This window comes from Corallococcus carmarthensis (assembly GCF_003611695.1).
GTDB classification, from domain to species: domain Bacteria; phylum Myxococcota; class Myxococcia; order Myxococcales; family Myxococcaceae; genus Corallococcus; species Corallococcus carmarthensis.
In genome coordinates this window covers 69,093-89,296 of record NZ_RAWE01000003.1, presented here as the reverse complement: position 1 = coordinate 89,296, position 20,204 = coordinate 69,093, and the positions used below count along the sequence as shown (strand labels likewise).

Annotated in this window: 10 protein-coding genes; 2 read left to right on the top strand and 8 right to left on the bottom strand. The window is 69.0% G+C overall.

What is annotated here, in order from left to right; genetic code table 11:
- Nucleotides 1-22 precede the first annotated feature (22 nt).
- The 5 genes from D7X32_RS01670 to D7X32_RS01650 all read right to left on the bottom strand — a co-directional run bounded on the left by D7X32_RS01670 (nt 23) and on the right by D7X32_RS01650 (nt 12,307).
- Nucleotides 23-3,961, bottom strand: coding sequence for a M36 family metallopeptidase (locus D7X32_RS01670; protein ID WP_158625577.1), 3,939 nt, complete (start codon nt 3,959-3,961; stop codon nt 23-25).
- Between the two features lie 86 nt (nt 3,962-4,047).
- Entirely contained in the window at nt 4,048-7,680 is a 3,633-nt protein-coding gene (locus D7X32_RS46135) for a choice-of-anchor A family protein (RefSeq protein ID WP_208752277.1), read from the bottom strand.
- Nucleotides 7,681-7,813: 133 nt separating this feature from the next.
- Nucleotides 7,814-9,667: a Hint domain-containing protein gene (locus D7X32_RS01660; protein ID WP_120600721.1), complete on the bottom strand. Its 1,854-nt coding sequence runs from the start codon at nt 9,665-9,667 to the stop codon at nt 7,814-7,816.
- A 60-nt stretch (nt 9,668-9,727) separates the two neighbouring features.
- Nucleotides 9,728-11,116, bottom strand: coding sequence for a S8 family serine peptidase (locus tag D7X32_RS01655; RefSeq protein ID WP_120600720.1), 1,389 nt, complete (start codon nt 11,114-11,116; stop codon nt 9,728-9,730).
- Between the two features lie 300 nt (nt 11,117-11,416).
- A complete protein-coding gene (locus tag D7X32_RS01650; protein WP_120600719.1) occupies nt 11,417-12,307 on the bottom strand; it encodes a sigma-70 family RNA polymerase sigma factor in 891 nt (296 codons plus the stop codon).
- 159 nt (nt 12,308-12,466) lie between these two features.
- On the opposite strand from D7X32_RS01650, the gene D7X32_RS01645 reads away from it, so the two are divergent.
- On the top strand, nt 12,467-13,618 hold the full coding sequence (locus tag D7X32_RS01645) for a serine/threonine-protein kinase (RefSeq protein ID WP_158625576.1): 1,152 nt from the start codon (nt 12,467-12,469) through the stop codon (nt 13,616-13,618).
- A gap of 854 nt (nt 13,619-14,472) precedes the next feature.
- On the opposite strand, the gene D7X32_RS01635 is transcribed toward D7X32_RS01645, so the two are convergent.
- Nucleotides 14,473-16,485 carry a right-handed parallel beta-helix repeat-containing protein gene (locus tag D7X32_RS01635; protein ID WP_244238802.1) on the bottom strand — a complete coding sequence of 671 codons (2,013 nt, stop codon included), beginning with the start codon at nt 16,483-16,485 and terminating at the stop codon, nt 14,473-14,475.
- 115 nt (nt 16,486-16,600) lie between these two features.
- On the opposite strand from D7X32_RS01635, the gene D7X32_RS01630 reads away from it, so the two are divergent.
- Nucleotides 16,601-17,398 (top strand): endonuclease/exonuclease/phosphatase family protein, encoded by a 798-nt coding sequence (locus tag D7X32_RS01630; RefSeq protein WP_120600716.1) that lies wholly within the window; start codon nt 16,601-16,603, stop codon nt 17,396-17,398.
- Between the two features lie 9 nt (nt 17,399-17,407).
- Here D7X32_RS01630 and D7X32_RS01625 read toward each other — a convergent pair whose 3' ends face one another.
- Together D7X32_RS01625 and D7X32_RS01620 are read right to left on the bottom strand one after the other, a co-directional pair.
- Nucleotides 17,408-17,794 carry a hypothetical protein gene (locus tag D7X32_RS01625; RefSeq protein WP_120600715.1) on the bottom strand — a complete coding sequence of 129 codons (387 nt, stop codon included), beginning with the start codon at nt 17,792-17,794 and terminating at the stop codon, nt 17,408-17,410.
- Between the two features lie 7 nt (nt 17,795-17,801).
- Entirely contained in the window at nt 17,802-20,153 is a 2,352-nt protein-coding gene (locus tag D7X32_RS01620) for an SH3 domain-containing protein (RefSeq protein ID WP_120600714.1), read from the bottom strand.
- Nucleotides 20,154-20,204 lie beyond the last annotated feature (51 nt).

Here is a 20,204-nt window from a genome sequence, read left to right as displayed (position 1 = left end):
GCCTGGGGGACGCTACCACTCCCTAGGGTCTGGCCCTGCGCAAGGCAAGGAGCCGTGCCGCCAGCGCACCCGCCAGCCACCCCACCCAGGAGGTGGAAGGCCCGGGCGTGGGGGCGGCGGCGCAGCCCCCGCCCTCCGGAGGCGGATCCGGGTCATTCGGATCCGGCGGGTCCTCGGGCTTGACCCGGATCTCCAACGTGTCCGTGGCGGAGAACGGCCCGACGCTCACCTTCAGCTCGAAGTGCATCGGGGTTTCGCTCGAAACGATGGGCGCGAGGAAGAACGCGCTCGCGGTATCCCCCCCCGCCAGCTCCACGGGAGGACCATCGAGCTGCCGCCACGTGTACGTCAGCACGCTCCCCGACGCGGTCGAGTGCCCCGCGCCCTGGAGCGTCACCGCGGCGCCGCTTTCAACGAGCTGATCCTCACCCGCGTTGGCGCCCGGCTGGCACGTGCCCGCATTGGAGATGACGGCCTTGAAGGGCTTTCCTTCCACCCCCGACAGCGCGACGTTGTCCACCTCCCAGCCATGGGCTTCCACGTACCAGGGTGAGCCGAAGCGGAACCGCAGCTGGACTGTCTTCCCGGCGAACCGCGAGCCGAAATCCAACTTCGTGCCCACGTTCATCCGTGGCCAGAGGCTGCTCTGCGCGACGAACGCCTGACGTCCGCCCAGGGTGTTGCCCGTGGTCGCGTCGATCTTCCCCCCATACCCGGGGTCGACATACAGGCTCACGTCATCCCAGGTCTTGCCGCCATCCTGGGTGAGCTCGATCACGCCGCCCGTCCAGAAGGTCTTCAGGCCCGACCAGGAGTCCACGTCGAAGGCGAAGCGATGCCGGTGGTCGAACCTCACCACGAAGGGCGCGGAATCCGACACCGTGATGCGGGGCGACACCAGCGCCGTGTCCGCGACGTCAGGGCCGTCCGGGATGAACCAGACATGGTTGACCGCATCCAGCGTGGTGTCCGGGGCCAGGACCCGTTGCCACGCCTGGTCCGGGGCCCCCTTCAACACCTCCGTGCTCCAGGTCGTCGTGGGGCTCTCCAGGGTGTCGGTCGTGGAGGACTCCTCGTCGTGGTCCACCTTGAGGACGTGCCGCAGCGGGACGGGGGCCTGGCAGAAGTGGGAGCCCCCTGGCGTGAGCGTCAGCTCCACGTCCCGGGGGAGCGTGGGTGAGGCGGCCAGCTCGATGGGGATGGCCATCAAGATGGACCCGAGCGGCGGCACCGGGGGCACGGGCAGCTCGCCCGTGGGGAGGGACACCTCGCCGGGCCGGCTGCTCGCGACGGTCACGGTGGTCCCCGCGGAGGCCACGGGCCCCAGGTTCGTGACCTTGAGGTGAAGGGAACCCGCCTCCCCGGCATCGAGGACGCCATCCGGCACCGCGTCGCACGTGCGGCGGGCATCATCCACCTTCACGACCTCGAAGCGCAGGTCCGCCTGGACCGTGTAGGCCTCGTGGACCTCGGTGAAGTTCAGGGACCTGCGCGGAGGCGAACGGGCGCAGGTGCCCGCGCCCCGCCGCGCGAAGGCCTCGGCCAGGAGGAGCATGTCGCGCGGGTCCTGGGGATTCCAGCTGCCGGCCGCCATGAGCAGGGCGTCGCGCTGCTCCGTGAGGGTGGGGTCCACGGGCGCCAGCATCATCCCGGCGACGACGTAGTCCGCCATGCGCCGCTTCGCCTCCGCGAAGGACGCGAAGCGCGAGCCCGGCTTCCGGGCCTCGTCAAGCAGCGCCAGGTAGCCATCGAAGAGCATCGAGGCCCAGACCTCGCCCGCGTTGTGCCGCTCGGAGTTGAACCCGCCGTTGTCGCGGAGCGGGTGCTCCCAGGGAAGGGGCTCGTCGTCGCTGATGTGGCGGAGGCGAAGCGCGTTCTTCGTGGGGTCGCGGGAGTAGGGGGCCCGGCGGACGCCGTAATAGGGGCTGTCGCCAAAGACATACGCGGCATACCCGCCAATTCCATAGGTGCCGTTGTAGCCGAAGCCGTCATCCTCCCGGACCATCAGGTGGAGCGCGATGAAGTCCCCCCAGCCCTCGCTCTGCGCGAAGCACACGGGCAGGTTGCAGTCCACCAGCCGCTGGTGGAGCAGGTGTCCCCACTCGTGCGACACGAGGGTGTTGTCAATCGTCCCGTCCCGCTCGGGGCCGGATGCGCGAATCATCGTCCCGGTCACCGCCCCGCTGGCGAGCAGGCCCTTCAGGGTCTGCCCCGTCTCATACGAAACGGACAGCAGCGGAAGGGTGGGGTCGAGCAGTGGATCCGACTCGAACATGTCGGGTGGAGCGGCGCCCGCGGTGTGGTTGAGGACGATGAGGCCGGCCGCGCCCGCGGCCTGGGCATTCACCGCCTTGAGCTCGTAGGAGCAGTTGCCACCCCGGTCGGCCAGGACGATGGCGCCCGAGACGTCGTTGGTCAGCGCCTGGCAGGCGGTGGTCACCGACGCGGAGCCGCTCTGGGCCACGACGAGCCGGAGCGAGTCCAGGTGGAAGGTGCGTGGGCCGAAGTTGGCCCGGCCCGTGGAGTAGTCCGTCCCCTCGGCCTGGAGCGACCGGGTCTCTGGCATCTCGAAGAGGTACATCTCCAGGCGGGGGGCCTGGCCGTCGTCCGGCACGTAGATGGCGACGTTGTTGCGGGCCTGGGGGTTGGGCCCCTGGTTCTGGGCCTCGGCCAGCAGCGCGTCGCCCTCCAGGCCGCCGCGGCCGTAATTCCGCTGTTGGGCATTGCCCGAGGCTTCCGTGAAGCCGGAGGCGTAGAAGTAATCGTGCAGCCAGTTGGTCGTGTAGAAGAGGCTGGTGATGGCGGCCTGCGTCTGCGACGGCCGGGCCAGGGGCCCCAGCGTGGGCTCGTAGTCGTAATGGAAGTCACGGGTGGCGGGATTCACGAAGGCCCAGGTGTCGGAGCCCTCGGTGTAGCCATCCGGGTTGAAGTGGTCCGCATAGGCGGACACGTTGTTGCCGGAGCTGGTGGTCGCGCCCGGAGGCAGCCAGGAATCCACTCCGCCCGCATGGGCGCGTCCGTCCACGGTGATGTTTCGCGGGGACTCGAAGGCCGGCTCGAACGTCGCGTCGGGGATGCCCGTGGGATGCGGCGTGAAGTCCTGCAGGGGACCATCCCGGGGCGTCCCGTCCGCGTCCGCCCAGACGCGGTAGGAATGGCTGTCATGGAAGATGCGATCGCTGCGCTGGAGCGTGCCTCCCTGGCCGGCGTCCACCAGGTATTCGTAGCCGCGCCGGCCTTCCTGCCCGGTGCGCTCCGCGAGCACGTTCACGGCCCAGGCAGGCACGAGCCGGTCCGCCTGGGGGAAGTACACCTGCCGGACCTCGGCGGGGATGACCAATGACACGCCCGCGCGCTTCGCCCCGCGGCCGGGAGCGAGGTCGAACCGCTGGCGACCCGCCGGTGTGGCCCCCGCCTGCGCGACCACGGCCTTGTCATCCAGCGCGATGCCGTAGAGGTCTCCCAACGCGGCGGCCACCGCCTGGGACGCGGACGTGCGGAATGGGCTCAGGGCCTTCGCCCGTGCACCCTCCACGCCGTCATGCAGGCTTCCGGTGATGGCGACGAGCGACAGGTCGCGCGTCATCAGCACCTTCAGCTCGTTGCGGACCACGTCGATGCCATCCACGCGCTGGCGGAAGGCCACGATGATGCCTCCGCGGCCCGTGTCGTGGACCCGGTGCACGAAGGCGGCTTGCAGCGCGGTGGGAGACAGCCGGTACAGGGCCGCGTGCTGCTCCAGGTAGCGCCGCGCGGCGGCTTCAGGCGTTTGCAGCGCCGGGTGGGTGGCCGGCCGTCCCGGCGGTGCCCACGCCAGCGTCGGGACGCCGCGCTCCGTGTCCCTGGCGACGACGGTCAGAGGGTGTGACGCGTCCGTGACGTCCCCGGCCTGCGTTCCCAGGCCGGGGACATGGTCAGCGGGGGCTTCCGCCGCACAGCCCATCCAGAAGGCGAGCAGCATTCCTCCCGTGGCGGTGCGGCTCCTCAGATTTTTGAGCACCTTGGCCCCCACTGTCGCGGTTTCGCGCCGACGCGTGAATCCTGCCATCAATTGCAGATGTCTGTGTCCCGCAGCCGGCTGAGCTGTCCGACGGCATTGCCTTTCAGTGAGCGTGCGTAGATTCCACCCACCCAGCTCCCGTCGGAGAAGCTGACGTTGGCATTCGGGGCAAGAACCGTGCCGTAGAAGCCATAGTCAAAGGCGGTGAGGGTGGTGGCATCCGGGAAGTTGAAGAGGATGCCGTGCTCGTCGATGCCGCCGCTGAAGGTGTGGCCGAAGTTGGTGAAGGTCGCGGACGTCCCCCGGATGTTGATGACCGCCAGGCTGTTGGCGGGAGCCTCGACGGACAGCAGCGTGGCGCCCTTGAAGGAGGAGGCCTTGACGTCGAAGACATTCACCTTCGCATCCTTGCCGGTGAGCGTGACGCCACCCCAGGACTCGCGCGTGGCGGTGCCGTTGGCGGGCAGGGCGCCCAGTTCAGCGGAGAGTGCCCGCAGGGCGCTGCCCTGGTTGGTGAAGTTGATGGGAGTCGCCCGGGCCACGTTCCCACGGGGATAGAAGACGTTGGGTTCCTGGGTGAGCTTGCCGCCGTAGCGGGCAGACCCCCAGACATAGCCATTGGCCAGGGAGAGGTTCCCGCCCGCGACCAGGACGTTGGCCGTGTCGGTCTCGGGCAGCTTCTCGCCCACGGAGAAGTTCTGGAGGGAGATGTTGCGGCCCGCGGCCAGCTTGCCCTGGACCTCGTTGCCCTGCTGGTAGTCCTCCAGCACGAAGAGGTTGTACTCGCCCAGCCGGATCGGGATGCAGGACGCGGCGCTTTCGTCCCCCACCGTGAGGGTGATGCTGGTGAGCACCGTGCCGTTGCGGACCATGACGGTGGCCATGCCCTTGGAGACGCCCGTCAGCATCCCGTCAGCGGTGATGGTGGCGATGCCCGTGTTGGAGACCGAGTAGAGCGTGCCTCGCGAGGGCGAGGAGATGTCCCTCACCACGCCGTCCGTGTACTTGCCGTTCGCCACCAGCTGCAGCTTCGCGCCGGGGCCTCTCAGGATCGCGTCCCCGTTGAGGACCTGGATGGAGCTCAGCTGGGCGGAGCTGCTGACGGTCAGGGGGAGGCTGGCGGAGCGCACCATCCGGCCCTGGCTGTCGATGCCGAACGCGACGAGCTCCAACGCGCCGAGCGCCTGCGCCGGAACCTGGAACGGGGTCGTGAACGGCCCCGCCTCCAGGATGGAGGCCGCGCCCTCGCTCAGGATGAGGACGGTCGCTGGCTGGAAGCCTCCCGCCCCGGCGACGCTCACCGTCACGGTGCCGCCCGGCGATACCACGGTGCCGGGCTGGGGGGACGTGATGACCACGGTGCCCGCGGCGGCCGTGGCGATGGCCTCGGGGGCGCGCCGCGAGGTTGGCAGCGCGGTGAAGCCCGCGCAGCTGTTCACCGTGGGAACCGTGCTGGGCCTGGGGATGGAGGCGACGAAGTTCGGCCCGCCAACAGGGCTGTTGAGCAGCTGGAGGATCCGATCCCGGTGGGCCGCGTTGATCTGGACCTTGAAGTGCTCCGTGTTCCGGTTCGTCAGCGCCACGGTGAAGGGGGTGATGGCCGGGCTGCCCGTCACGGTGCCGCCCTGCTGTTCCGCGGTCCCGGCGAAGACGTCGTGCGAGTCGTTGCAGAACAGCATGCTGTTGGAACCCAGGATGAGCTTCTGCCGCTCCGCCGTCGTGGGCAGCAGACGGGAGTCCGGGTGGTAGGTCTCCATCTGCTGGTAGAGCACCTTGAGTCCGTCCGGCAGGAGGGCCCAGGTGGGGGTCCGGGGCAGGGGCTGTGCTCCCTGGCCGGTGATGAAGTGCGTGGGGACGTCCGTCTGCCGGATGTTGCTGATGAGCGCGCTGCCCACCTTGAGGTCGTCAATGGCCGCGCCCTCAGGGGCGTCGAGCACGATCTTGTGGGGGATCGCGAGGGCGGCCCGGACCAGGTCCCAGGTTCCGGGGGCCGTGGCCTTGAGGTCGTCGCGCATGCGGGCGAGCTCGGTGGCCATGCGCGTCCCCTCATGGGGGGTGTTCAGGCTGATGAGCCGGTTGATGTCACCCTCCTTGAAGGTCGCGACGCTCCGGTAGTTGGCCGAGTCGATGTACTTGCGGGTCAGCAGGCCGCCCGCGCCGTGGGCGACGACGTCCACCTGGGTGACGGCGTTCTGGCCCTGGCGCATCTTGGTCAGCGCCGCATAGATGGCGTTGGGGACCGCGAGCTCGTTGGCCATCACGGTCAAGCTGGCCGAGTTCGTCCCGGAGTAGTCCGCGCACGTCGTGTTGAAGAGGTCGCTCGTGGCGATGCTGTCCGCCCCCTGCCAGGCGGAGCACGAGGACCAGAGGTCGTGGACGAGCACCAGCGGCGGCCGGAGGATGGAGAGCTCGACCGTCGACGTGTAGCCCGTTCCTGACGCCGGCGTGTACGCGCCGGAGAGGGTGACGGACCGGGTCTTGACGGTCTCGAAGCCTCCGCTGTTGAAGTCCGGGGGGCTCGTGTAGAGCGCGAACGCGTAGTGCACGCCGCCCACGGGAATGGTGGGAACGGTGACGGAGGCCGCCCGGGTGGAGGTCCCGACCGCGCCCAGGCCTCCGTTGGCCGGGCTGGTCCCGCTGAGCGAGAAGGTCATCGACCCGGCGGAGGGCACCTTGGTGCGCAGCAGGACCTGCGTCACGCCGTCCGCCGCCACGCCCTGGACCGGGGGGATCGCCTCGGACGAAGGCATCGCCAGCCGCAGCGGATCCTCATCCACGGCACCCGTATACGAGTGGATGAGGGTCGGGTTCGGGTTGACCACCTCCAGGCTGGTGAAGGTGATGTTGTCGATGACCACCGCGGAGTCCAGGACGCCGTCACCCAGGTCGCTGATCTCGAACTCGATGGTGACCTGCCCGCCGCGCAGGACCTCGAAGTTGACGGTGCGGAAGTCGGTGATGCCCGCATCGGGGAACAGCATGATTTCAGGCGGGTAGGTGGCCGGGAAGAAGTCCACCCCGGACGGATCGTCGGAGAACAGCGTGTCGTAGCCGGTGCCCGCCGCTCGAGTGGAGGAGACGTCGAAGAACTGCGAGCTGTTCACCGACGAGTCCGCGACGGTGCGCGTTCCCAGCCCGTCGATGACGCGCGCGGTGAACGTGTCGTTGAACTGCGTCCCGATGTACTCGGGGGACTCGGCGCTGAGGAACCGGAAGTCGAAGGTCATCCGGTTGGTGCCGGCTGGCACGTTGAGCGTGACGCGGTAGACGACCTTGTCGCCTTCGACGCCGCTGGGCGGGTAGTCCGTGCCCGGCTCCGGCAGGTTGGCGGTGTTGATGTTGCCCGTGCTCATGATGAACAGCGAGCTGCCCCTGCGCGGCAGGATGTTGCCGTAGGAGGGCGCCACCAGCGTCGCCTGGGGATTGGGGCTCGTGATGGAGGCGCTCGCCACGACCCCCGGCGGCAGGTCCAGCGCCGAGGCGACCTCCGCGGTGGTGACGAGCGAGGCCTTGACGGCCCCGGGCTTCGCCAGGGCCCTGCTCGCGATGCGCTGGCGCTCGGCCAGGGCTTCGGCGCTCAAGACCCGGAGGGGCTTCTCGGGGGTGGATGGCTCGGGAGGATCCCCGCACGCCGCCAGGGCGACGAAGAGCGGGAGCAGGAAGGTCTTGAACGGCTGCATCGGGTTCACTCCGTGGCGTTGAACGCGTGGGTGCTTGGCGAAAAGAAGGGCGCCCCCACGGCGGCAACGGCACGGCCACCCCACGCTCGAAAGCCGTGGGGTGGCCGCTCATCCATGCCGTGGGGACAGGGGGTTACTTGCGCTGGAGCGACAGCTGGTAGTCGCGGTGCCAGCGGCTGGGGAGCCGGGCCAGCATGTCGCCTGTCTTGGGCTGCTGGGCGATGGCCTCGTACTTCTTCTGGATCTGCCCGTCGCCCACCAGGAAGCCGTTGGCGTAGACCGCCGTCTGGTCCTCACCGAGCAGGGCCTTCTCCGCCTTGGAGCCGACCTTGACGTTGTAGACCTTGCCGGTGAACGCCTCGCGGCTCACTTCGGTGAGCTTGCTGGGGCCCGTGCGGGTCATGACCAGGTCCCCCGTGCGCAGGTCGCGGGCCTGCACCATGCCGCGCGCCACGGCCTGGATGGGGTGCATCTCCGTCATCAGCAGGCTGCGGCCCGCCTCGTCGCGGATGCGCACCATGGGGGTCGTCTCGATGCCGACGGCCGTGTCCATGATGGTGAGGGACGGGTTGTAGGGATTGGTGACGTGGTCGCCCGCCTTCAGGGACTCGATGGCGGCCGGCTTGCCTTCGGCCAGGGCGATCTCGGTGCCCTCGGCCAGGCAGCTGTTGGTGACGGTGATCTTCTTGAAGACGAAGTCCGGACGGATGGCGTCCGGGTCGTTGCTCAGGGTGATGGAGGAGCGGTACTTGACGCCCGCGGAGATGAGCGGCAGGGAGATGAGCGCGGTCAGCTTCGCGGAGTCCTGCATCTGGCGGCAGCCGTCATCGAAGAAGGCGGCGTTGGCGCCCGTGAGGTCCCAGGAGAAGGTCTTCTTGTCCGTGCTCAGCGTGACGCCGTTCCAGAACTGGTTCATCTTGCCCACCAACGTGTTGCCGTCGGTGACGTCGCAGCCGCCGCCCGTGTTGGTGAGGATGAGCTTGAGGTGGCCGGCGTCCGGGCGGGCCACGCCCGAGTTCAGGTCCGTCCTGAGCTGGGTGATGACGGCGTCGTCGAAGACGTGGCTGCTGGTGACGGAGATGGAGCCCTTCAGCGGCAGCTTGACGGAGTTCAGGTTGCCCGTCAGGTCGTAGTCGCAGTCCTGGGTCCAGGTGCGGTTGAGGCACACGGAGATGAGGTTGTCGTTGAACGCGACGTCGAGCGGCGCGAGCACCGTGAGGCCGCCCAGGCGGGGCGCCTCGTTGACGACGGGGCCGCCTTCGACGCCCACCTCCTTGTAGATGTAGGAGTCCGTGACGCCCTGGCTGGCGGACTCCTCCACCTTGTAGGAGGAGACGCGGTAGCGCTTGAGGGTCGTCAGCGCCAGGTTGCCGGTGGCGTTGATGGTGACGTTGTAGCCCCCGTCGAACTCCTCGCGCCACGCCAGGTCGCCCAGCGCGTTGCCGCTGGAGTCCGAGTAGCTGGTGTCGACGTAGGTGTAGATGGCGCCGCCCGGGAAGGTGGAGCTGGCGGTGCCCAGGCCGTCATTGGCCACCGCGGTCGTCTCACCCGTGCTGGCCTCCTCGATGAGGTGCATCTCCTGGCGGTCCGCCGTGCCCACCAGGCTGTTCGCCTCCGGGGGCAGCAGGCCGGGCTGGTAGCCCCGGGCCACCTGGTCCTGGCGCCGCTGCTCCAGGGCCTTGAACAGGTAGGGCGAGTTCTCCGGCGTCTTGCCCGCGAGCTTGAGGCGGGACAGGGCGAAGCGGTGCTGCGCCGGGTCCGCCAGGTTCAGGCGGATCCGCACGTCCGGCCTGGCGATGGAGTGCAGGTACTTCTGGTCGGAGAGGTAGGTGGTCCACTCGGCCCGGCTCAGCTGGCCCGGCTCACCCAGGCCCTGCTGGTTGCGGCCGTGGAACTCCGGCGTGGACTCCTGGGGGTTCGACGTGCAGCCGGACATCAGGCTCAGGCTGGCGCCAGCGAGCACCAGATAACGACGCATGCGCATCATGTTGCATCCTCCTTGCTTCAGACGGTGGGGTAGGGACGCGGAAAAAGGGATGGCTTCAGGTCACTGGCAGGCGTCGGCGTAGTCCGGGCAGCAGTCGCCGTACTGGATGCAGCTCTCCTCGCAGAAGCAGCCGTAGCCGGGGCCACCGCACAGGCCCCTGCAGCTGGCGACCGTGTTGCTGCAGGTGTAGTTGCCCTGGTTCAGGTCGCTGAAGAGGAAGGAGTTGGGGGAGCCGCGCGTGTCCGTGACGCACTCCAGGCTCGCGGAGCCCTCGATGTTGGCCTCCACCTGGGTGGGGCGGGCGTTGAGGTGGTCCGTCAGGTACTGCGCGGCGGCGCCCGCGACGTGGGGGCTGGCCATGGACGTGCCGTCAATGGTGTTGGTGGCGGTGGTGCTGCCAATCCACGCGCCGAGGATGCTCACGCCCGGCGCGAAGATGTCCACGCAGGTGCCGTAGTTGGAGAACCACGCGCGCCCATCGTTGTCGTCCGTGGCGGCCACGGTGATGGCCCCGGGCGTGCTCGCCGGAGAGCGGGTGCAGGCGTCCGTGGACTCATTGCCCGCCGCGACGACGAACGTCACGCCCGCGTTGATGGCGTTGGCGACGGCGGCGTTGACGGTGGGGGACACCCCGCCCCCCAGGCTCATGTTGGCGACGCAGGGGCCGCTCTGGTTGGCGCAGTCGGAGCGGACGAAGTCCACACCGGCGATGACGCCCTCCCACGTCCCGCCACCGCCACAGTTCAGCACGCGGACGGGGTGGATGCGGGCCTTCTTGGCCATGCCGTACTGGGTGCCCGCGGCCGTGCTGCTCACGTGCGTGCCGTGGCCGTGGCAGTCCTCGACGCCGCGCCCGTCGGCGACGGCGGTGTAGCCGTTGCCGATGCGGCCGGTGAACTCCGTGTGGCGCGAGTTGATGCCGGTGTCGACGATGTAGAGGTGCACGCCGAAGCCGGTGCGGCCGTGGTCGTTGTAGGTGCCGTCGCGGCCCAGCCGCTGATCCACGCGGTCGGTGCCGTCCGCGGGGCTGGGGAACGTGGTGTTGATGCTGACGGCCGCGTTCTCTTCGACATAGGCGACGGCCGGGTTGGCGCGCAGCTTGCCAAGCTCGGTCGCGTCCAGCTTCGCGGAGAACCCGGGCACGATGGCGTACTGGTGCATCAGCGCGTTGGCGCCGCCCGCCTGGGCGACCTCCGCCACCGCGGTGTCGATCGCGGACGTGCTCACCTCCGAGCCGAAGACCACGATGTACTCACCGGAGATGGCCAGGCCCGGGGGCGCCGCGTTCAGGGGCGCCACGCGGCTCACCAGCTGCTCCGGCGGCGTGCGGACGTCCTGCGAGACCGGATCGCTGCATCCGCCCAACGCCAGCGTGAGCATGCCCATCCAAGGCAGGAGCTGCGTTCTCTTGGCCGGGGCGCGGCTGTAGCGTGTCTGGTTTGTCAGCATGTGGCCTCCTGTGCTGCAGGTGAGGGGGCCTCGCGCTCATCGCGAGCCCCACGTGGATGTGCCTCGGCCGTCGTGGCCGTGGGGCCGAACGCGCTCGGGCGGAAGGTCGGAGATGGGCGCGGTGCAGCGAGGCCGGGTGCCTTGCTCCACCAGGGCGATGAGGTGTGCTGTCCGTCACACACCGGGTGTTCGCGTCTTAAGGACGCACCCCGGAATCAAGCTATGCAATATTTCTCAGAATTCACGGGGAGTGAATTGTTATTGCGTGGCTGTGCCGGGGTCGCATCGTGGAAAACCGCATCAGGCTTCGGTGAGGAGCCGGCTGAGGCTGAGGTCCAGCTGGCTCTCCACGGAGCGCAGGACGCTCGTGAACTCCTGGGAGGAGAGGTCCAGGCGTTCCTTCAGCAGGCGCCGGGTCTCGTCGTGGACGGCCTGCTGGGCGCTCTGGAGCCACCGCGAGGCGGTGGACTGATTGACGTTGAAGAGGGCGCCAATCTTGGTGGTGGAGAGGCGGTCCACGAAGTGGAGGCGGAGCAGGTAGCGGGGCTTGCTGGGCAGGGCGGCGAAGGCTTCCTCCATGGCCTGGCGGAACTCGCCCTGGTAGCGCCGCTGGATGGCCTCCGTCTCCGGATCTCCGTCGGAGGCGGGGAGGAACTCCAGGACGGCGTCATCGCCCACCGTGTCCTCTTCGCGCGCGGCGCGCAGCAGGTTGAGCGCGGTGCGCACGGACACGACGCGCATCCAGTTGGCGAGCGGGCTGCGGCCGGAGTATTCCGCGATCCGCGGTGGCCCGTCGTCGCGCACCAGCAGGTGTTCACGCACCCGTTGCCGGACGTCGTCGATCATGGCCTCGGTCAGCTTCATGTGCGCAAGCGTCGCGGGGATGCTCGCGATGTAGCGCCGCTCGAACGCGGCGAGCGCCGCGGGGATGCCCTCGGCGCAGGCGCAGGCCAGATAGAGGTCGCCTGGGGTGAGCTGCGCGAAGAGACCTGGGATGCCCACTCCGACAGACGGACAGGGAGTGTGTGTGGCCAGGCAGGCGATGAAGGCATCCTGGGAGAGGGGAATGTCTGGCCAGGGCCGGCATCCCTCCGTCCAGACCTGTCGCAGCAGGCCCTCCAGGGCTTCGGGTTTCGCTGCTTCTTTGACGTGCCAGCCCGCGCGCGCCAGGAATGATGGTGCGAGTTCCACGCTTCCCCCTCTTCTTACGGCGAGCGGACTATGCCTTGAGTTCTTTTTTTAAGGCTAGTCGTATGTTCATGCCCCTCGGGAATCCCATACGTCTCAAGGGATCCGGAACAAGAACGTTTCATGCGAGACTGCTGTTTGCTGTTCCAGGGGGGGACACAATTGCCATCCAGCTGCCTGCGCGATGAGGACGTGGTCGCCCTGTTCGAGGGCCGGCTTCCGGTGTCGGTGAATGTGCTGGCGCATCATCATGCCGCCCGCTGCGCCGCCTGCCGGACGCTGCTGGTGACGCTGGCGCACGGAGACGCCCTGCCGTCGGATTCCGTGCCCCTGGCCCTGCTTCCGCTGGAGCAGGGAAGGCGCTGTTCGCGGCGGCCTTCCGTGCCGGACGCCACCTGGACGCCGCCCGCGGTGTTGGACGGGTTCCGGTTGGAGCGGCTGCTGGGGCGGGGCGGCATGGGGGCCGTCTACCTCGCGCAGGACGCGCGGGGGGATCGCCGGGTGGCCTTGAAGGTGTGTGTCGCGCTTCAGCCGGATGAAAGAGCGCTCGCGAGCTTCGCGACCGAGGCGCGCGCCATCGCACGGATCCAGCACCCGAACGTGGTGACCATGGAGCGCGTGGGGGAGGTCGACGGGCGCCCGTACCTCGTCTACGAGTACGTGGACGGAAAGAGCCTGGCGGAGCTGCGGCCGCCACTGCCATGGCCGCGGGTGCTGGACATCGCGGTGGGGCTCGCGGCGGGCCTGCGGGCCGCGCACCAGTGCGGGGTATTGCACCGCGACCTCAAGCCCGGCAACGCCATCCTGGAACCCGATGGCACGGTGAAGCTGATTGATTTCGGTCTCGCCACGTTCGTGGGGAGCGGAGGCACGGCGCCGCGGGGAGTGCGGGAGGTGGTGGGGACGCCGCGCTACATGGCGCCGGAGATCCGCATGGGCGAGTCCGCGACCGCGCGAAGTGACCTCTACGCGTTGGGGCTGCTGGTGTTCGAGCTGTGCACGGGCCGGTTGCCTCCGGTGCGGCGCGGAGCCTGCGCGGCCTTCAAGCCGGAGGCGGGGAGGGGCCCGGCGGCGCTGCTGACCGAGTGGCTCCCTGGAATCGATCCAGGCTTCGCCGCCGTCATCGCGTGCTGTCTCGCGGAAGACCCCTCGGAGCGATTCGCGCAGGCGGATGTGCTTTGCGCCGTGCTCGAGCACGTGCGGCGTCTCGTGGCCTTCCAGCGGACCTCCCGCGTGTTCCCCACGCCGTGGATGGGAGCCGGATTCCCGCCTCCGAAAGACGAGGGGATCCTCGCCGGGCACAACGTCTTTTGATCCACGTCCGCTGTCTGGGCGGTGCCCCCCTCCGCGTGTGAATACCCCGCCCGAGGGATTCTCCAGGGCGGGTGAGGCGGCCTATTGGATCCGCAATGCAAATGCGATCCCTCCTCTTGGTTTCAGTATGTCTCTGCCTGGCCCTCTCCGCCGCGTGTCTGGCGGAAGGACCCCCGGGCCCGCAGGGGCCTCCCGGCCCCGCGGGCCCCGCGGGCAGCGTGGGTCCCCAGGCGTCTGAGACGGGCTCGAGCGCGATCCTCTGCTCGCGCGGAAAGCCCTTCTGCGATGGCGGAAACCTTTCCTATTGCAGCCGGTCCGGTGCGGATGCGTTCAGCTTCGGGGCCTGCACCGGAGGCTCCGATAACAATCCGGTGGGCTGTTTCACGACGGACTGTCCTGGTGACGCCACCGCCTGCTGCCGCCCCGCGAAGGTCCGCTGTGGCTGGTCCTTCAGCAATCCTGATATCGCCGGTCGGACGTACGACCTGGAGGAAGACCGGGACCGGGGCAGTGGCTATTGCTCGGCGCCCTCGACGTGCGACCAGAGCAGCCTCGAGTTCTACATCGCCCCTCCGATGACCACGGGAACGTGCCCCGCCCTGTCCGACCGTTCCATCCATGTCATCGTCAGGCGCCCGCTTCCGGCGCTTGGACAAAGCGTGACCCTGCCGCGTTCGGGGGTCTCCCTCTTTTCCGGTGGCGCCACGACGTCCTGCTCCGCCTGGACAGGGACGCTCACCGTCCATTCGGATGTCCCCAACTGGCGCGTCAGCATCGACGCGACGTGCAGTGACCCTGGCTTGAGCCACATCCGCATCGTCGGCTCCGCCAGTGGCGATGTCTGAACGGGCCGTTCAGCGTGGGCCGTAGATAGGGGGCTCCGCGCCCGCTTCGAAGGCCCCCAAATCTGGCGCCAGCCCGGCGAAGCCGTCGTTGATGTTCGCCAGGGGCTGGCCCGCGTTCGCCGCGGCGGAGTCCGCGCGGATGCGCAGGTCCGGCGTCGGGGAGAGCGTCAGCGGCGCGGCGGGGTACGCCACCGGAGTGGAGAACACCGTGAGGTCCACCTGCACCGCGTGCTGTTCGGTCGTGCTCGTGCGCAGGGCCTGGAGGCTGCTGAACGCCGTGTCGCCCAGGCGTCCCGTGAGGGTGCCCGTGGTGGAGCCCAGGCCGTCATGGTCCAGGCTGGAACTGGCGGCCACCAGGTCGGGGAGGTGCAACACCCGGCCCGTGCCGCTGCTGTACCCATTGAAGGTGCCGCCCGTGCCACCCAGGAAGAGGTTGTTGCGAGCGTAGAGCCCCGCCACCGGGCGCCCCGCGTAGATGCCGAACGCGTCTCCGTTCTTCACCACCGTGTTGTGGAGCAGCACGTCCCCGGTGCTGCCCCGGTAGAGTTTGAAGGCCACGTGGACCGCGTTGTAGATGGCATTGCGGATGAAATAAGTGGGACCGCCCAGGCCCGGCTGGGAGGACAGCGCGATGAAGTTGTGGGTCAGCCGGTTGCGGACGATGCGGCAGTTGTGGAAGCAGAAGTCCGCCTCGATGCCGTCGTCCGCGTTGCCGCTCAGGTCGTTGTTCAGGATGTCGATGCTGTACTGATCAACAGCCTCGTCGTCCTCCAGCAGGGAGATGCCATCGCGGAACCCCGTCACGCGGTTGTGCAGGATGACGTGGCCCGGGCCGGTGACGGCGATGCCCTCGCCCAGGTTGTTCCCGCTGGCGCCGAGCGAGGCCTCCGCCCATTGCGTCAAGCCCGTCACCACGTTGTCCGCGATGTATGCATTCTCCGCGCGAGTGTAGGTCACGATGCCGTCGCCACCGAAGGCGCTGCTGGCGTTGACGGTGCACCGCTGGATGACGACGTGCCTTGAGCCGTTGAACCGGATGCGGCCGTTGACGGTGAGCCCCTCCAGGTGGACCCAGGCCTGGGTGAAGAGGTTGATGGCGCCGTTGATCACCACTCCCGAGCCACCGCGGAGGACGATGGGCTTTCCCTCGGTGCCGCTCCGGGACCAATCAAAGCCAGCGTAGGTGCCCGCGCCCAACAGGAGGATGTCCCCGGGCTGCGCGCCCGCGGCGACGCTGGCGAACGTGGCGGGGGTCACCGCCTTGATGGGGGCGTTCGGCATGGGGGCCGGCAGCGGGCGCGTGGTCGCGGTCGTGGTGCGCGTGGTCGTCCCGCCGTCAGGGTCCGTGAGGGTGAGCTCCAGCTCGTAGACCGTCCCAGGCTGGAGATTGAACACGCTGCCGGAATGGCGGCTCGTCCAGCTGAAGCCCTCGTTGTCGCCCGCCGGAACACGGCGCAGCGGCATCGCTTCGCGCCAGGGAAGGGTGCCCGAGGGACGGTAGCGGACCGTCACCACGCCATTGGCGTTGGCGTCCCCGCTGAATGCCCACTCCACCGTCAGATGGTTCAGGGTGGGGAAGGGGAGGCTCGTCGCTCCCGCCACCGTGGCGTTGGCACCGCCGCCCCCTCCACTGGCGAGCGTGGTGGCGCGAGCGGGTGCGGAGGCCGCGCTGGTGTTGCCCGCCGCGTCCGAGGCCAGCACCCGGTAGCCGAAGGCGGTGCTGGCGGGAAGGCCCGTGTCCGCGAACGGAGGCGCGGTCACCGTGCCCACGAGCGCGAAGTCCATGCAGCCCGTGCCCTGACACCGCTCGATGCGATAGCCCGTCACCCCCACGTTGTCCGTGCTGGACGTCCAGGTGAGGGAGAGCTGTGAGTCCGACACGGCACTGGCGCCCGGTGCGTCGGGGACCGAGGGCGCCTGGGTATCGGGGGGGAAGCTTCCATCGTCCGGCGTGTCGTCACCGCAGGCGGCGCAGGTCAACAACCCCAGCACAACAGCCCAGCGAAAGGATGGACGGTGCATGGACGCTCACGCTCGCTCTTCGGTGAAGGGTTGGCTTCGGCGGATCCTGGACTTCGACCGGGCTGGCGACAAGGACTTGGCGAGATGGGCGCGGAGTGGGGATAGGCTGTCCGGCATGCGGTTGAAGGTGATGACGCTCAACATCCTGATGGGCGGCGAGGAGCGGATGCCGCTGCTCCTGGCCCTCATCGCCCGTGAGAACCCGGACGTGCTCGTGCTTCAGGAGTGCCTGGGTTGGGAGGACGGTGAGCGGCTCTCCCAGGTCGCCGCCTCGCTGAACCTCCCCGCCACCGAGGCCCACGTGCGGCTGGGCACCGCCCGCCCTCGTCCCAGTGGCCGCCGCTTCCACGTCGCCGTCGCGAGCCGGCTGCCCCTGCGTTCGGCCCGCGCCCACGCCAATGCCCACTTCATCGGCCACTGCCTCCTCGAATGCGAACTGGAGACGGGCGCGGGGCCGTTGACGCTCTTCGCGGCCCACTTCGACTCCCACCATGAGACCCTGCGCTTCGTGGAGGCGCGCTACCTGCGCTCGCTGCTGGAGCCCGCGGCCTTCGGCGAGCGGGCCTTCCTGCTGGCCGGGGACCTCAACTCCCTGTCGCGCGCGGATCCCTATCCGGTGGACCTGGCCGACCGCGTCCGCCGCGCGAGGGTGGACAAGTACGGCCACCCGCCCCGCTTCGACGTCGTCGACGACCTGGAGGGCTTCGGCTGGGTGGACACGCTGCGCCTCAAGCCGGGCTCGCCCCAGTGGGTGACCGCCCGGCGCGAACGCGAGGGGGAGGTCATCGACTTCCGCACGGACTTCGTCTTCGCCTCACCGTCCCTGGCCCGGCGGCTGATCGCCGCGAACGTGGTGGACGTGGGCACGGCCTCCGACCACCAGGCCCTGACGGCGAGCTTCTCCGACGCGTGAGGCGCCGCCTCACCCCAGCTCGTGCCGCAGGAGGGACTCCGCCTCCGCCAGGAGCGCCGTGCGGATCTTCCCTTTCAGGACCGCCTCGTTCTTGAGCACCTCCTTGAGGGCGGCCGACCTCCCGTAGAACACCCAGGTGGAGGAACTGCTGCCTCCGCTGGGGGTGGAGACCCGCACCTCGAGGAAGCGCTCGTGCTTGCCCGCGTCCCCGCTCAAGGGGGCCAGTCGCAACTCGACTTCGCCCGCGCCTTGCACGAGTTCGCCGCACGCGAAGCGGCTGCTCAACGGGGTGAACTGTCCCGTGTCGGGCAGGCCTTGGCGCGCGTGCGCCGTCAGCTCGAGGAGCGCGGCGGCGATGGCCTGTTGCAGCTTCTGTTCATTCAGGATGGCCTGCATGCGCTCCTCAGGGGGCTTTGTCCTTGGCCTTGATGTCCGCGATGGCGTGCTCAATCGCCTGGATCCGGTCGACACTCAGGACCTTGTTGAGTCCCGGAGGCAGCGGGGGCGGTGTGGACTTCTGACCGAGCTCCAGCATGCGTGCGTGGATGTAGCTCTGGTTGAGGTACTGCAGGTATTGCGCCTTCTGCGCCTCACTCAGTGAAGCCATGGCGGCCTCCACGGGCTTGACCAGGACCTGGAGCTCGGCTTCCGCGGCCGGCGACACGTTGCGGATGAGCGGCTTGTGCAGCAACACGTCGTAGGGGATGTGCTCGGCGTTGGCGATGTTCAGCACCTCCTTGCCGATGATCTGCAACTCGCCCCGGACCCCGTTGGCGTGCCTCAGGTAGGCGCACACCACCGTGTACCCGCTCTCCATGACCTTGGAGACGTTGATCTTCAGGGGCTTCCCGGCCTCGAACGCCGCCACCTGCAAGGCCTCCAGGTGCTCGGGGGTGAAGTAGGGTTTTCCCCCGGGCCCATGGAGGTTGTTGATGTCCGTGACCTCCAGCTCTCCCAGGCGGATGGCCTCCGCGAGCCGGCTCACCACCTGGCTCATCGCCGCGGGGGAGGTGTCCGACAGGATGAGCCGGGTGCCAATGGCATCCCAGAGGTTGGCGATGGCCCCCTCGACGGTGGTGACCTTCGCGTTGAAGAACTTGACCGCGCGCTGCAACCGGTTGGCCGCGGAGACGGCATCCTTCGCGCGCGCCTGCACCGCGCCCATGTCCTTGAACACCCGGGCAATCAGGTTGCGAGCGGGCTCCAGCTCCTTCGCGTAGCGGGGCGCGGCCTTTTCGGCGAGGTGCTCGATGAACCGATCGCGCACCATGCCGGCGGTCTGGCGAGGGCCGGGCAGCGGGGACTTGCCTTCGGTGTAATTGGTCGTGCGCTGCTTGATCCACTGCGCAAGGCGGGTCGAGCCGAAAGCCTTCTCCACCGCGGTGCCCTTGAGCCCCCGGATCGCGGCGGCGGCACCCTTGGCGGTGATCCACATCACCAGCGCCTCGACGAGGACGCCCGCGAGGACCCCGATGGCCTCCGCCAGCTCGCGCGCCGCCTCGTCCAGCCGGTGCGCGTCTCCGCGCGCGTCCCACACCTTGCCGAGGAACTTTCCGAACGCCGAGGCGACCTTCTTGAGCGAGTCGAAGATCCACTTGGCGAGGAAGGCCAGCCCCATCCATTCCAACAGCGCGAGCCCCACCTCGAACCCCGCGGCGGCACCGGGCGCGGCGCCCGCGCCGCCCGCCAGCGCCCCCAGCGCGGCGCCCACCGCCGTGCAGATGGCGAGCAGGAGGATGGCCCCCACCGCCATCTCCAAGAGCGCGATGAGGATGGTGCGCAGGGCCTGCTCGACGTGCTTCGCGATCGCCTCGGGCATGTATTGGAGCGACAGCTTGATGGCCTGTCCGATGTCGCTCAGCAACTGGCCCACGCGCTGCAAACCGGACGCGATCGCGTCCACCGCGTTGAAGCTGTACGAGCCCGAGTTGACCGTGCCGCGCAGCCCCTTGGCGAACTCCTTGCTCGGGATCCAGATGAACGTGTCGGCCTTGAACGCGACGGACTTCCAGCCGTCCGTCGAAGGGGGGATGGGCCGCCGGTTGACGTGGGCGAGCACGGCCACGAAGAAGCGCAGGTCCGAGCCCCAGGTGTGCGCGACGTCCTTGTAGTACGTCTCCGCGATGGCGATGGCCGTGCCCTGCAAGCCCTTGGCGACCAGGTGGAGCCGGGCGTTCGGCTCGGGCATCGGGTGGCGCGGCGCGGACCAGACGTAGTCACCGGAGACGAAGCCCACGTGCCCGTCCCGCGTGCTCACCGACAGCCAGCCGCCGGGCATCTGCGCGATCACCTGCACGGGCGTGTTGAACTTCAAGCTGGCGAGGACGTTGTTGCCCTGCTCGGGGCTGGAGCGCAGCTGGAGGAGGGGCGTCTTGTTCCACATGACGATCCCCACCCCCTGCGCGGGAGGGACGTCCGCGCTGGGCAGGCGCATGGGGACAGGGCTCAGCGGCTGGGCGAGCACCAGGGAAGGGGAGCGCGTCAGCCCCACGAGCTTCCCGGACTTGAAGGCTTCGGACAGGCGCTGCTTCATCAGGGCGTCCAGCTGCGCCACCGAGGTGCCCGCGGGGGGAGCTGGCGCGCAGGCGGCGTACATCTCCCGGAGGGCCTGCCGGTGCGTGCGCATCCACCCGTCAATGGACATCTGCATCACGGCGGGAGCGACCCGGCGGCTCGGGTCCTTCGCCTCCGCGTCGTTCCACAAGACGACGACATAGGAGGTCCCGCCGCCGGAAAGTACCCACTGCTTCGACATGGCGTCCCTTCAGGTGACGGAGGCGGTGGATGCTAGCCAGTCAGCGACCCT